Annotated in this window: 11 protein-coding genes; 6 read left to right on the forward strand and 5 right to left on the reverse strand. The window is 42.2% G+C overall.

Annotation, left to right across the window (positions count from 1 at the left end; translation table 11 throughout):
• Positions 1–9 precede the first annotated feature (9 nt).
• From IEY42_RS05225 to gyrA, 3 genes are all read right to left on the reverse strand, one after another.
• Positions 10–1,410, reverse strand: a complete 1,401-nt coding sequence (locus IEY42_RS05225; RefSeq protein WP_188924273.1) for a ferredoxin reductase family protein — start codon at positions 1,408–1,410, stop codon at positions 10–12.
• A gap of 206 nt (positions 1,411–1,616) precedes the next feature.
• A complete protein-coding gene (gene serC / locus IEY42_RS05230) occupies positions 1,617–2,708 on the reverse strand; it encodes a 3-phosphoserine/phosphohydroxythreonine transaminase (protein WP_188924274.1) in 1,092 nt (363 codons plus the stop codon).
• A 223-nt stretch (positions 2,709–2,931) separates the two neighbouring features.
• Positions 2,932–5,655: a DNA gyrase subunit A gene (gene gyrA, locus IEY42_RS05235; protein WP_188924275.1), complete on the reverse strand. Its 2,724-nt coding sequence runs from the start codon at positions 5,653–5,655 to the stop codon at positions 2,932–2,934.
• 408 nt (positions 5,656–6,063) lie between these two features.
• On the opposite strand from gyrA, the gene ubiG reads away from it, so the two are divergent.
• From ubiG to yfaE, 5 genes are all read left to right on the forward strand, one after another.
• Positions 6,064–6,786, forward strand: coding sequence for a bifunctional 2-polyprenyl-6-hydroxyphenol methylase/3-demethylubiquinol 3-O-methyltransferase UbiG (ubiG, locus tag IEY42_RS05240; RefSeq protein WP_188924276.1), 723 nt, complete (start codon positions 6,064–6,066; stop codon positions 6,784–6,786).
• Between the two features lie 93 nt (positions 6,787–6,879).
• Positions 6,880–7,542 (forward strand): HAD family hydrolase, encoded by a 663-nt coding sequence (locus IEY42_RS05245; RefSeq protein ID WP_188924277.1) that lies wholly within the window; start codon positions 6,880–6,882, stop codon positions 7,540–7,542.
• 535 nt (positions 7,543–8,077) lie between these two features.
• Positions 8,078–10,366: a class 1a ribonucleoside-diphosphate reductase subunit alpha gene (gene nrdA / locus IEY42_RS05250; protein ID WP_188924278.1), complete on the forward strand. Its 2,289-nt coding sequence runs from the start codon at positions 8,078–8,080 to the stop codon at positions 10,364–10,366.
• A gap of 67 nt (positions 10,367–10,433) precedes the next feature.
• Entirely contained in the window at positions 10,434–11,564 is a 1,131-nt protein-coding gene (gene nrdB / locus IEY42_RS05255; RefSeq protein ID WP_188924279.1) for a class Ia ribonucleoside-diphosphate reductase subunit beta, read from the forward strand.
• The gene (gene yfaE, locus IEY42_RS05260) at positions 11,554–11,922 is read left to right on the forward strand and encodes a class I ribonucleotide reductase maintenance protein YfaE (RefSeq protein WP_188924280.1); all 369 of its coding nucleotides are present in this window, start codon (positions 11,554–11,556) and stop codon (positions 11,920–11,922) included. Before nrdB ends, yfaE begins: the two co-directional genes overlap by 11 nt.
• Before the next feature lie 61 nt (positions 11,923–11,983).
• Here the strand turns inward: yfaE and IEY42_RS05265 are convergent, their stop codons facing one another.
• Complete coding sequence (locus IEY42_RS05265; protein ID WP_188924281.1) at positions 11,984–12,280, reverse strand: 2OG-Fe(II) oxygenase; 297 nt, start codon at positions 12,278–12,280, stop codon at positions 11,984–11,986.
• Positions 12,281–12,592: 312 nt separating this feature from the next.
• Positions 12,593–12,775 carry a hypothetical protein gene (locus tag IEY42_RS05270; RefSeq protein ID WP_188924282.1) on the reverse strand — a complete coding sequence of 61 codons (183 nt, stop codon included), beginning with the start codon at positions 12,773–12,775 and terminating at the stop codon, positions 12,593–12,595.
• 308 nt (positions 12,776–13,083) lie between these two features.
• Here IEY42_RS05270 and IEY42_RS05275 point away from each other — a divergent pair, with 308 nt between their 5' ends.
• Entirely contained in the window at positions 13,084–13,950 is an 867-nt protein-coding gene (locus IEY42_RS05275; protein ID WP_188924283.1) for a PA4780 family RIO1-like protein kinase, read from the forward strand.
• Positions 13,951–14,357: the final 407 nt, after the last annotated feature.

Consider the following 14,357-nt stretch of genomic DNA (forward strand, 5'->3'; position numbering starts at 1 on the left):
GTTGCGCTCCTAAAATGCAAGTTTTTCAAAATTAATTTGCGGCTGAGTAATGCCTAACGTGTGTAAATGTGTTGTCGTTGCAGCAATCATCCCTTTTGGTCCACATAAGTAAAACGTCCATTGTGACTCTTTACCTGTTGTCATGGTGGTATTGATAAGCGTTTGGTTAATCAGCCCTGGTACGAGGTAAATAGGTAAGCTGTCATCATGCACATTTAGCTGTTCACATATTAACTGTACTTTAAAATCGATCATGGTCTTTTCAAGCTCAACTAACTCATCAACATGCACCATGCGCGCCTGAGTGCGGTTAGCATAGAGCAGCCTGATTGGCCGTGGATCATGTTGCGCGGCAAGCTGGCGTAATAAACTTAACATTGGTGCAATCCCCGCTCCGCCGGCGATTAGGGTGATACCACTGGCAAGCTGGCTTTGATCTAACGTCATGCAACCGTAGGGGCCATCAACAAACACGGTTTGACCTGCAGTTAATTGATCAAGTGACGAGGTATAATCACCAAGTGCTCTGATAATAAACCCTAATTGATCTTGCTCAGCACCTGTCACAATTGAAAATGGATGTTGCTCAAAGCTGTAAGGGTTGCCCGTGGTATTGAGCCACACAAATTGCCCAGGTTGATATGCCAGAGTATTGGAGGTGGTCGGTGCAATGTTAACCTGCCAATCAGATTCATTCATTTTTTCAACATGAGAAATGACATAAGGACGTTGCTTAATTAAACGCGGTTTAATGACATAGTTATAAACAATTAATGTCATAGACACGGCATACAGCAACCACCAAATAACATTAAACTGTTGATTATATTGGCCATGACTGCCCACTGTGGTGATATGCAATGTTGCCAGTGTAGCGATAATGCTAAAGCCAATCACATGCAGAAAACGCCAGGTTTCATAGTTGATATTGAGCTTATCTTTAAACACCGACATCAACACCCACACCGCCATCGTGACCCAGGCGAGTATTCCGGTTAATAAATGGGGTGACGTAATTGCACTGATGAGGCTGACACTAAAGTCGTCAAATGACATCATAGCTTTAGGCAGTAAAATCAAAATGGGATGTAAGAAAAAGAATATGCTTAGATACTGCCCGAGCTGTTTGTGCTTGGTGATCCCCCAGTCAATATTGGCGAACAAAGGTAATTGCTTGATGCGACCCGCCAGCGGGAATTGCATAAAAAACACACTCATGGCAAGTAAGTTAACCGCACTCAATATGCTGGTATAAATACCTTCAATTTGCATACCTAAAAGCTGTGCTATGACAACCGGCACGATCACGATAGAGAGATAGGCCACTGCCAACTTGGTACTTTTAGGCAGTTGTAATGGGTTAATACTCGCCTTGTGGATAGGCGGTTTTGTTGCTGTTGGACTGGTCATTATTTGTCTCCATGAGTGTCGCCCATGGAAAGACTATAAAACTTATGCGGTTAAAAAGGGGTTAACAAACCCGTATTTAAGGGTAAAACTATGCAAAGATAAGTGATGACTCATCCACATTTACACTACACATAACAAAAAAGATCCACTTGGGATCTTTTTGGGATTTAACGCCTCAACAGAGGCGTTAACAATGGCAGCAAACGTTAAGCGTGTTGAGTGGCAAATTGATTCATAAAGTTGACCAGTTTTTGCACACCCGCTAATGGCATTGCGTTATAAATACTCGCGCGCATGCCGCCGACAAGACGATGGCCTTTTAGCGCAACTAAACCCGCCTTCTCTGCTTGTTTTAAAAACTCGCCATCAAGAGCGTCATTCACCAACTGGAAAGTAACGTTCATGCGTGAACGATTGTGCGGCGCAACACCATTTTTATAAAATGGATTTGAATCGATACAATCATACAGTAATGCCGCTTTTTGTTGATTGACTTCAGCCATTGCACTCACGCCGCCATTTGCCACTAACCAGGCAAACACTTCTGATGCGAGGTACCATGCAAACGTGGGCGGAGTATTAAACATTGAGCCATGCTCAACTGCAACACGATAATCCATGATAGACGATTGTGGCAATGCTGGTAACTTAAGCATGTCATCACGCACTATCACAATCGATAAGCCCGATGGGCCAATGTTCTTTTGTGCACCCGCATAAATAAGACCATATTTACTGACATCAATATCATGAGACATAATGGTTGAAGAAAGATCGGCAACCACTGGCCATGGGCTGTCTAACTCTTCAAAGATTTCTATGCCGTCAACCGTTTCATTAGAGCAGTAATGCACATAACGATAGTCTTTATCGATTGCATTAAGATCTGGCAAGTTAACCTGGTTTAGTCCGTCAACTTTTTCAACAATATTAAGACTGTCTATTTGGCTTTCATCAACTAATTTACGTGCTTCGGTTACTGCCGAAGACGACCATTGGCCACTAATTAAATACAATGCACGGCCGTTGTCGCCTAAAAAGTTATTCACTACATTAGAAAACTGAGCACGGCCACCGCCGTGCATAAATAACACATGATAGTTTTTAGGAATGTGCATTAACTGGCGCAAGGTCACTTCCGCTTGTTCCGTTAACGCGATAAATTCCTTACTACGGTGGCTTATTTCCATCACGGAAACGCCAAGGCCATTCCAATCAATTAATTCCTGTTGTGCTTTTTGCATTACAGCTTGAGGTAACATCGCAGGACCCGCACAGAAATTATAAATCGCGCTCACAGACAACTCCTTGACTCAGTTTGTATTCATACCAATCAGATTAACTCTCTGATCTGCTCTGATAATTCATACGATTGGTATCATTATGTTTAGCGGTTAATACTAAGGACTTTATTTACTGTTGAATAGGTCTTTATTTGCCTATTTTGATGAATAATTTTCCGCAAAATAAAACGAGCGCCATTAGGCGCTCGTTATTAATGTGATTAAGTTAACTGACAGGTTATTCCTGCTCGTCAGCCTCTGCATCACCTTCTACTTCAGAACTTGCAGACTCAACCGTTTCACCTTCGGCTACTTCGCCTTCAATGATGTCAGCAGGCACTATTACATTGCCTTCTTCATCTAGCAACTCTTCTGTTTGAATTTCATCAATGCGCTGCAAACCAACGACTTTCTCGTCATCTGCGGTACGGATGATGGTCACGCCTTGTGTGTTACGGCCAATGATTGAAACGCCTTCAGCAGGCGTACGAACCAAGGTACCTTTATCACTGATTAGCATGATTTCGTCAAAGTCACCGACTTGAACTGCGCCCACTACTGGACCGTTACGCTCGCTCACTTTAATGGAGACCACACCTTTGGTGCCACGGCTCTTCGCTGGGTATTCACTTAGCTCAGTACGCTTACCATAACCGTTTTCGGTTACCGTTAAGATTGCGCCATCACCTTTAGGTACAATCAGTGACACCACTTTTTGACCATCTTCAAGCTTGATACCACGAACACCTGTGGCAGTTCGGCCCATTGGACGTAATGCAATGATTTCTTCGCCAGTTTCCGCATCGACCTTCACTTCACCGGTTTCAGAATCACGGGCTTTTTCGTTAAAGCGAACGACTTTACCTTCGTTAGAGAACAACATGATGTCGTCGCTACCTTCAGTAATATCAACACCAATTAGCTGGTCACCGTCTTTAAGGTTTACAGCAATAATACCGTTTGCACGAGGATTACTGTAAGCCGTTAATGCTGTTTTTTTCACGGTTCCATGTGCTGTTGCCATGATGATAAATTTATCATCAGCATACTCACGTACAGGTAAGATTGCTGTAATGTGTTCACCGTCAGATAACGGTAATAAGTTAACAATTGGGCGACCACGAGCAGTACGACTCGCAAGCGGTAATTGGTACACTTTAAGCCAGTACATTTTGCCAAAGTCAGAGAAGCACAAAATAGTATCGTGGGTATTAGCAACCAGTAGTTTTTCAACGAAATCTTCGTCTTTTACTTTAGTGGCGGCTTTGCCTTTACCACCACGACGTTGTGCTTGGTAGTCAGATAATACTTGGTACTTGGCGTAACCTAAGTGCGATAATGTCACCACCACGTCTTCTTCATTGATTAAGTCTTCTAGACTCATGTCAATTTCGTTAGCGTTAATAATCGTACGACGGGCGTCACCGTATTGCTCAAGAATTTCTTCTAGCTCTTCTTTGATGACTTCCATTAACCGTTCAGGACTGCGCAGAATTAATAATAAGCCTGCGATAAGCACAAGTAGATCTTCGTATTCAGCTAAAATCTTGTCATGTTCTAAACCGGTTAAACGGTGTAAACGTAATTCAAGAATCGCTTGCGCTTGTTGTTCTGTTAAATAGTATTTTCCATCACGGATACCATACTCAGGCTCTAACCATTCAGGGCGCGCTGCATCATCGCCGGCTTTTTCAAGCATGCCTTGTACATGGCCTAATTCCCAACCTTGTGCCACTAACTTCACTTTCGCTTCAGCTGGTGTTGGAGAGGCTTTAATTAACGCAATGATTGGGTCGATGTTAGCCAGTGCAATCGCTAGTGCTTCAAGAATGTGGGCACGTTCGCGGGCTTTACGCAGTTCAAATACGGTACGGCGGGTAACCACTTCACGGCGGTGAAGAATAAAGCACTCGAGCATTTCTTTAAGGTTAAACAATTTTGGCTGACCGTTAGTCAATGCCACCATGTTAATACCAAAAGAACACTGCATTTGCGTTTGAGCGTATAAATTGTTTAATACAACCTCGCCTACTTCGCCGCGCTTGATTTCTATCACGATACGCATACCGTCTTTATCAGACTCGTCGCGTAAGCCGCTGATGCCTTCAATCTTTTTGTCTTTTACTAGCTCAGCAATTTTTTCAATTAACTTAGCTTTGTTCACCTGATATGGAATTTCATGAACGATAATACGTTCACGCCCACTATCTTCGGTTTCAATTTCTGCTTTAGAACGCATCACAGCACGGCCGCGACCCGTTTTATACGCATCAATAATGCCTTTACGGCCATTAATCGATGCTGCTGTAGGGAAATCAGGACCTGGAATGTATTCCATTAGCTGCTCAATCGACAGGCTAGGATCTGCGATTAAGGCTAAACAGCCTTGAACAACTTCAGTTAAGTTGTGTGGCGGAATATTGGTCGCCATACCTACCGCGATACCTGATGAACCGTTAATTAACAGGTTAGGTACACGTGTTGGCAATACTGCAGGAATAAATTCTGTGCCGTCGTAGTTAGGAACAAAATCGACGGTTTCTTTTTCAAGGTCGGCAAGCAGCGAGTGCGCCAACTTTTGCATACGGATTTCTGTGTAACGCATTGCTGCTGCAGAGTCACCGTCGACCGAACCAAAGTTTCCTTGTCCGTCAACCAAGGTGTAACGAAGCGAGAATGGTTGCGCCATACGAACAATCGTATCGTATACGGCGGTATCACCATGTGGGTGATATTTACCGATTACGTCACCAACAACACGAGCGGATTTTTTATATGGTTTGTTCCAATCGTTTTTCAATTCACTCATGGCGAACAATACGCGACGGTGAACTGGTTTTAAACCGTCACGTACGTCAGGTAATGCACGACCTACAATTACACTCATGGCGTAATCTAGGTAAGAATTCTTAAGTTCGTCTTCGATATTAATTGGCGAAATAGATGATGCCAGATCAGTCATAAACTGCGCGTTCCCCTAAAATTAGCTGACAATAAATGTTCCATATTATTATCTAGCTTAAAAACGTGATTTGGCATTCTAACACAGATATTTAATGTCGCCAGAGCAAACACCAGCCAAATGTACTATGCAGGGTAAAATTTATAAAAAGCAGGGTAAAATTTATAAAAAAGCCAATATTTTCAGCAAACTTAGTATATTCAGTTGCTAATATAGTGACTCAATATGCCGACATAAAAGCCAAACTGCTGCAGCTTTAAGCGCTTTGGTTTATAAAAATAGTCAGGCTCGATGCTAAACGGTGATTTTATAACCAGCGCAACATGGCAAAAGCGTAATGTTGACTACTATTCGCTAAGGTAATCGTTATAATAACCGCCATACATTATTAGACACTTAGGTTAGCTTATGTCACACGCTGAAAAATTACCGGCCAATGTTGATCCTGAAGAAATCGCAAAATTTGAAGCCATGGCACAAACTTGGTGGGATCTTGATGGTGAGTTTAAGCCATTACATTTACTCAACCCACTGCGCTTAAATTATATTGATCAAACCTCGGGCGGTTTATTCGGCAAAACAGTTTTAGATGTTGGCTGTGGCGGCGGGATTTTATCTGAAAGCATGGCACGTATTGGCGCGAATGTTGACGGCATCGACATGGGTACTGAACCGTTAGAAGTGGCAAAGCTACATGCATTAGATTCTGGGGTAACAGTTAATTACCTTAAAACGACCGCAGAAGAACACCGTGATAATCACCGCGAATACTATGATGTCGTTACCTGCATGGAAATGCTTGAGCACGTGCCAGACCCTCAATCGGTTATTCAGGCGTGTTGTGACATGGTTAAACCTAACGGGTTTGTGTTTTTCTCAACCATTAACCGTAATGCCATGTCTTACTTGCAAACGATTATTGGTGCAGAGTATCTATTGAAAATGTTGCCAGTCGGTACTCACGACCACAGTAAATTTATGCGTCCATCTGAGCTTATGGCGCTGGTTGATAACACAGATTTATTGTGTAAAGACGCGCTCGGCATTACTTACAATCCATTATCTGGCGTATTTAAATACACCAATAGTGTTGATGTAAACTATATGATTGCCACGCAAAAAATCGACTAAGTGTTTTATTAATCAAGTCACACCGATAAACGCTAAGTTTATCGGTGCCCTGCTCTCAAGTTTCATTCCACCCAGGATAATAGGAATTACACAGTGTATAAAGATGATGTTAAAGGCGTGCTATTTGATCTTGACGGTACCCTTGCAGATACTGCGCCTGACCTAGTCTATGCACTTAATTTAAGTTTAAATGATGCCGGTTTTAACTCTCAACCCCTTGATACAATGCGTCATGCCGCATCGCACGGCAGTTTATTTTTGGTTAAAACCGCGATTCCTGATGCAGATGAAGCCTTACAAATTAGTATTCAACAAGGGCTGTTACAACATTATAGCCGCATCAACGGTCAGCACAGTCGTCTATTCGATGATTTACCAGAGCTACTGACTTTATTGGACCAACAAGGGATCCCTTATGGGGTGGTTACCAACAAACCTGCGCGTTTTGCTCGGCCATTGGTCGATAAACTAGGCTTAACACCTCATCTTAAAGCCATGATAAGCGGTGACAGTACCCGCCATGCCAAACCGCATACTGCGCCAATGTTGTTAGCGGCTCAACAAATCGCTGTCCCGCCAGAACATATTTTATATCTTGGCGATGCTGAGCGTGACTTAGTGGCCGCTGATAATGCCAATATGCATGGTGGCGTTGCGTTATGGGGTTACTTGTCTGCAGCCGACAATCCGCATTTGTGGCCGGCTAAACGCCACTTCGAGCATGGAGCGTCGTTAAAGCAGTTTTTTGTTGAATAACCCAAGGGATAATTGCAACCACGTCATGAATAATTGTGCTCAATTGATTATGACCAACATAGCAGATCAAATAGGGCAAAAGATCAATCTAAAAATGGGCTGAATATTTTGATCGCTGCTTATTTTAGCGATCAAATTTTTCTAATCTATCGATTAAAAAAACATCACCCATCAAAAACGCTATATAAATTTGGGCTCTAGGGTTAGTCGTTACTAACCCTAACCGTTATCCTCAACTTATCCACAAGAAGTTAATGTAATTGTGGCTTGCAAATCAACTCAAACCTCACTATCTTGTATCTCAGTTAATAAATAACACCATATCTTGTGTGTTGGTAACAATCAAAACACTACGTTGTTGTCGTACAAAAGACGTAGTTTATATTATGAGTGTACTGTAATAGATTTTGCCGTAAGTCCATTCATAGTGATTGTTTTAACATGGAACTGTTTTGTGATTTGTTCTGATCGAATCAAAGCTACAGCATCCTGAACATGATCACATTACCTGATATAGAACCAAGGCCTCTCTTCAATGAATAGCAATATGACAGTCACTAAACGCAGTGGCGAACGTGAAAATATCGATTTAGATAAAATTCATCGCGTGATCACTTGGGCAGCCAAGGGATTAAAAAACGTCTCAGTATCTGAAGTTGAACTTCGATCTCACCTGCAGTTTTTTGACGGCATTCCAACAGAAGCCATTCATGAAACCATTATTAAAGCCGCTGCTGACTTAATCTCGCCAGAGTCGCCAGATTATCAATTTTTAGCGGCTCGCTTAGCAGTGTTTCATTTACGCAAAAAAGCCTTTGGTCAGTTCGAGCCACCGAAGTTGTACGATCATGTGACGCGTTTAGTGGAAATAGGCAAATATGATATGCATATTTTGACCGACTACACTCGTGAAGAAATCGATACACTAGACAGCTATATCGACCACTGGCGCGATATGAACTTCTCTTATGCTGCTGTTAAGCAATTAGAAGGTAAATATCTGGTGCAAAACCGCGTGACTCATGAAGTTTATGAAAGCGCGCAGTTTTTATATATTCTTGTGGCAGCGTGTTTATTTGCACGTTACCCAGCAGATGTGCGCTTAAAGTTCATTAAAGATTTTTACGATGCGACCTCACAGTTTAAGATTTCATTACCGACACCTATTATGTCTGGTGTGCGTACACCTACGCGTCAGTTCAGCTCATGTGTATTAATCGAATGTGATGACAGCTTAGACTCAATCAACGCAACGGCATCTTCTATCGTTAAATACGTTAGCCAACGTGCAGGTATTGGTATTAACGCCGGTCGTATCCGCGCATTAGGTAGCCCTATTCGTGGTGGCGAAGCATTCCACACAGGTTGCTTACCTTTTTATAAGTACTTCCAAACTGCTGTTAAGTCTTGTTCTCAAGGCGGCGTTCGTGGTGGTGCTGCGACCTTGTTCTACCCGCTATGGCATTTAGAAGTTGAGTCGTTACTGGTGCTTAAAAACAACCGTGGTGTTGACGACAACCGTGTTCGTCACCTTGATTACGGCGTACAGCTAAACAAACTCATGTACCAACGTTTGATTAAAGGCGAATACATCAGCTTATTCAGCCCATCAGACGTACCCGGCCTTTATGACGCCTTCTTTGAAGATCAGGCCGAGTTTGAACGTTTATACCTTCAGTATGAACAAGACGACAATGTCCGTAAAAAACAAATTAAAGCGGTTGAGTTATTCTCACTAATGATGCAAGAACGTGCTTCTACTGGCCGTATCTACATTCAAAACGTGGACCACTGTAATACCCACAGTCCGTTTGACTCTAAAGTCGCGCCAATTAAGCAATCTAATTTATGTTTAGAAATTGCATTGCCGACCAAGCCAATGAATAACATTGACGATCCAAATGGTGAGATTGCGCTTTGTACACTGTCTGCGCTTAATTTAGGGGCAATTGAAGATTTATCTGAACTTGAGCCGTTAGCCGACTTAGCCGTGCGTGCCCTTGATAATTTATTGGATTATCAAGATTACCCAATTAAGTCTGCACAGCTTGGTTCAATGAACCGCCGTACCCTAGGTGTTGGTGTGATTAACTTTGCTAACTACCTTGCTAAAAATGGCAAGAAGTACTCAGACGGTTCAGCAAACAACCTGACTCACAAAACCTTTGAAGCGATTCAGTTCTATTTATTGAAAGCTTCAATGAACCTTGCTAAAGAAAAAGGTGCATGTCCGTTATTTAACGAGACCACTTACTCGCAAGGCATCTTACCTATCGACACTTATAAACGTGACCTCGATAAGATTTGTGATGAACCATTACACATGGATTGGGAAACACTCCGTAGCGACATTAAACAGTACGGTTTACGTAACTCAACATTGTCTGCATTAATGCCGTCTGAAACCTCATCGCAAATTTCAAATGCGACTAACGGTATTGAGCCTCCGCGCGGCTTAATCAGTGTTAAGGCCAGTAAAGACGGACAATTAAAACAAGTAGTACCTGACTTTGACCAACTTAAAGACAAGTATGAATTGTTATGGAACATGCCAAACAATGATGGTTACATCCAACTTGTTGGCATTATGCAGAAGTTTATTGACCAGGCAATTTCAGCTAACACTAACTACGACCCAAGCCGTTTTGAAGGCGGTCGTGTACCAATGCAAACCTTACTTAAAGATTTGTTAAGTGTGTACAAGTTAGGGGTTAAGACTTTGTATTATCATAACACCCGTGACGGCGCTAAAGATCAGTTTGACGACTTGATTGCCGTAGAGGAAGAAGATGACGGTTGCGCAGGCGGAGCTTGCAAGATTTAATCATCTAATGGAATTATTAGCGGGGACTTCCCCGCTTTTTCAAATGCGCTTTCAGGACACCTAAATAATGGCTTACTCAACATTTTGTCAAACACCTAACGATGCCACTAAAGAACCGATGTTTTTTGGCCAATCAGTTAACGTGGCTCGCTACGATCAACAAAAATACGAAGTCTTCGAAAAGCTGATTGAAAAACAATTATCGTTTTTCTGGCGCCCTGAAGAAGTTGATGTCAGCCGTGACAAAATCGACTTTGGTGATTTACCAGAGCACGAACAGCACATTTTTCTTTCTAACCTTAAATATCAAACTCTGCTTGACTCTATTCAAGGTCGCTCGCCTAACGTGGCGTTTTTACCGTTAGTGTCATTACCAGAGTTAGAAACCTGGATTGAAACCTGGTCGTTTTCTGAAACCATTCACTCACGTTCATATACCCATATTATTCGTAATATCGTTAATAACCCGTCATTGGTATTTGACGATATCGTCGAAAATGATCACATCTTAAAACGTGCAGGCGACATTGCCCGTTATTACGATGACTTAATCAAGCTGACTCAGGTGCATAACCTGCACGGCTCGGGCACGCATATCGTCAACGGTGAAAAAATTACCGTCAACTTACGCATCCTAAAAAAATCACTGTATTTATGCATGATGTCAGTCAACGCACTAGAAGCGATTCGTTTCTATGTAAGCTTTGCGTGTTCATTTGCTTTTGCAGAGCGCCGTTTAATGGAAGGTAATGCCAAAATCATTCGCTTAATTGCCCGTGATGAAGCCTTACACCTTAATAGCACTCAGCATATTCTAAGCTTAATGCAAGGTGGTAAAGATGACCCTGAAATGGCCGAAATTGCCATTGAGTGTCAACAAGAAGCCTACGACCTGTTTGTTAAAGCGGCTGAGCAAGAAAAAGAATGGGCTAAGTATCTGTTTAAAGACGGTTCAATGATCGGTCTAAACGAACAAATCTTATGTCAATATGTTGAGTTTATTACTAACCAACGTATGAAGTCAGTGCACTTACCACAACCTTACGAAGAGTCTTCAAATCCACTACCGTGGATGAAGAACTGGTTAGAAAGTGATGCAGTTCAAGTAGCCCCGCAAGAAGTTGAAGTGTCTTCATACCTTGTAGGACAAATTGATTCTTCTGTTGATGGCGATGAGTTTTTAGATTTTGACTTATAAGAATTTTTTTAAAAAAGCCCCCATAGTAAGCCTGAAGGGCCAGCCAGTCATCTTGTTTGACGGCCAGCATTCAAGCTTATTAGACGCGCTTGAGTTTAAAAAAGTCAAAACGTTTTCTGAGTGCCGCAATGGTTTTTGCGGTGCTTGTAAAACCACAGTGATTTCAGGTGAAGTAACTTACTTCACCGAGCCACTGGCAGAATTAAAAGACGACGAATGCCTACCCTGCTGTTGCGTACCGAAAACTGACCTTAACCTTAAATTGTCATGTAAAGGTGTCGAGGTGGTGGCTAAGCGCCAATACAATGAGACCAACACATCTGCCCCCGTAATGACTAAACTTGCCCACGAAGGTTAATCAGCTTAAGTATTAAATGACGAACTCCACAACACTGATATGATGATGTTGTAACCTTGCGTCAAATATTCACAGCAATAGTCAATATAACCCGTTGACCCGACTCTATTTTAGTCACGCTGTGCTCATAAAGATCTGGGCGGAATAAATACACTCGATTAAATAAATTAAATATCGTCTTTTGGCAGATAAAGACCCCACCCACCTTAGGCTGTTTAACAATAATGTTGAACTTAAAATAGCGCCCTTGCTGTACCGGATCAACATGGTTCATTACCCGATGATTAGTATGGTAAGTCACTAAATAAACATAAAATACTCGACTACTGAATATCGCTTTATTAACCACCTTGATCATAGGCCATAATATTCTCTATCAACTAAACAAGGGTATTGTACCTGCTAATCCGTTGGTTTTAAGGTAAAAGGTCCATTCAAAATAACATATGATATTTAGTTTTATAGGGTGCTAAACCAGAATCAATTCGATTAACTTATGACTCATTATTGCATCTGCACTTTGGCGAGCGTGTTATGGATAGCATTGACTTCCATTAATGCTGCGCCGCCATACCAGGGCACAAACTCCATCACTAAACTGCCCGCTTGAATAGCAGGATCGGTAGTGGTTAACCGCTTAGCCTATTCAATGGTTTCTACATCGAAAATATCAATACCACGGAGTTCGCCATCTGCTAAAAAAGGCTCTGACAATACCATCTGCTAAACGTCCAATATTGGCCATATGTAAGCGTTGTAACTCATCGGCTTTAGTGCGATCTTGATTAGGCCCACGCTTAAGAAATGCCATCACATAGCGCTTCATGCCATATTCATTTGCACCGGTTTTCATCGCCCTAGCCTGGTCGTATAAGGGGTTTGTAGACTCATTAGCCCACGCATATTGGCTAGCATTACCAAATGCTCAACAGTAATCCACACAGTACAATTATCGACGGCTTCATATTATGTCCTATTCTCATTATTATCACTGACTATACATAAGTAAGTGATGACATTAACCCTAAACTACTGAATCTCATCCTATCCGTGCGGATTGGTATAAATATTTATCATATGTATTCAACATCATTGAGTATGAGATAAAAATAGTTACGGCAGATATATCATCATAGTCGTAACTAAGGTATAACGAGCGCTATGAAAACCCCAATACGATTACAACCACTGGTTGACGATGGTCTCGTCGATGAAGTGATAAGCCAACTGATGAGTGGCAAAGAGGCTACCGTCTATATGATCCGGTGTGGCGCAGACATTCGCTGCGCTAAAGTCTATAAAGAAGCCGCTAAACGTAGCTTTAAAAAAGCAGCACAATACCAAGAAGGTCGAAAAACCAAAAATAGCCGTCGTGGTCGCGCGATGGAAAAAGGCTCAAAATACGGCCGCGAAGAACAAGAGAAAGCCTGGCAAAATGCCGAGATTGATGCATTGTATCAATGCGCTGCAGCAAAAATTCGCGTTCCTGTGCCTTACGGTTGCTTTGACGGCGTATTATTGATGGAGTTGATTACCGACGCCAATGGCGATGTGGCTCCACGTTTAAACGACGTTAACTTAACTCATGCGCAAGCCATGTCGCAACATCACACTATGATGGGCTACATCGTACGTATGTTATGTGCCGGCATTGTGCATGGTGACTTATCTGAATTTAATGTCTTAGTTGATAGTCATGGCCCAGTGATCATCGACCTTCCACAAGCTGTCGATGCATCGGCTAACAACAATGCCAGAGCCATGTTGTATCGTGATGTGAATAACATGACCGAATATTACGGCCAATTTACTCCAGAGCTGCTGCAAACAAAATACGCTAAAGAAATGTGGGCCCTGTACGAACAAGGTGAACTTGAACCCGATACCGCGCTCACTGGTTTATTTGAAGACGACATTGATGCTGCCGATATTGACTCGGTACTTGAAGAAATCAACGCCGCTTATGAAGACGCTCAGTTCAAACGCGAGCGTCAACAGGCGATAGATAATGATCATTATGATGATTAAACCGCTATAACCAGGCGAGACAACAACCATCAACAAACACAAATAAGGCAACCACTAGGTTGCCTAATTATTTACAGGCTCACGTATTCTTTTATAAAAGTCTTCAACGACTTCTAGTTCAGAGTTGAATGTTGGCATTTGAAAGCTAAGGTTAGCTTGTTATTGGATAGAATTTTATTAGTGGCAAAAGGTTTAAAAATGAGCGGTGAAATGAGAAAATGTACGGTAATAAATTAAAGTTTACACTGACCCACATATCATGGCCTGCAGCCAAGCTAGAATTTTCAAACTTCGTTTGAAGTAAGATCGCAAGGTTCCACCCTGCACTGGCCAAAAAGGGATCAACAGCAATCCCCTCTTGGATCACCCCTGCCGTTCCGGCAACATTTTCGCTTTTTCACCAAACA

Origin of the sequence: Shewanella algicola, from assembly GCF_014648035.1 — a bacterium.
Lineage (GTDB): Bacteria > Pseudomonadota > Gammaproteobacteria > Enterobacterales > Shewanellaceae > Shewanella > Shewanella algicola.

Coding starts and splice junctions, on each gene's coding strand:
- IEY42_RS05225 (WP_188924273.1), bottom strand. CDS start 1,410: ATGACCAGTCCAACAGCAACAAAACCGCCTATCCACAAGGCGAGTATT.
- gyrA (WP_188924275.1), bottom strand. CDS start 5,655: ATGACTGATCTGGCATCATCTATTTCGCCAATTAATATCGAAGACGAA.
- ubiG (WP_188924276.1), top strand. CDS start 6,064: ATGTCACACGCTGAAAAATTACCGGCCAATGTTGATCCTGAAGAAATC.
- nrdA (WP_188924278.1), top strand. CDS start 8,078: ATGAATAGCAATATGACAGTCACTAAACGCAGTGGCGAACGTGAAAAT.
- nrdB (WP_188924279.1), top strand. CDS start 10,434: ATGGCTTACTCAACATTTTGTCAAACACCTAACGATGCCACTAAAGAA.
- IEY42_RS05265 (WP_188924281.1), bottom strand. CDS start 12,280: ATGATCAAGGTGGTTAATAAAGCGATATTCAGTAGTCGAGTATTTTAT.
- IEY42_RS05270 (WP_188924282.1), bottom strand. CDS start 12,775: ATGAAAACCGGTGCAAATGAATATGGCATGAAGCGCTATGTGATGGCA.
- IEY42_RS05275 (WP_188924283.1), top strand. CDS start 13,084: ATGAAAACCCCAATACGATTACAACCACTGGTTGACGATGGTCTCGTC.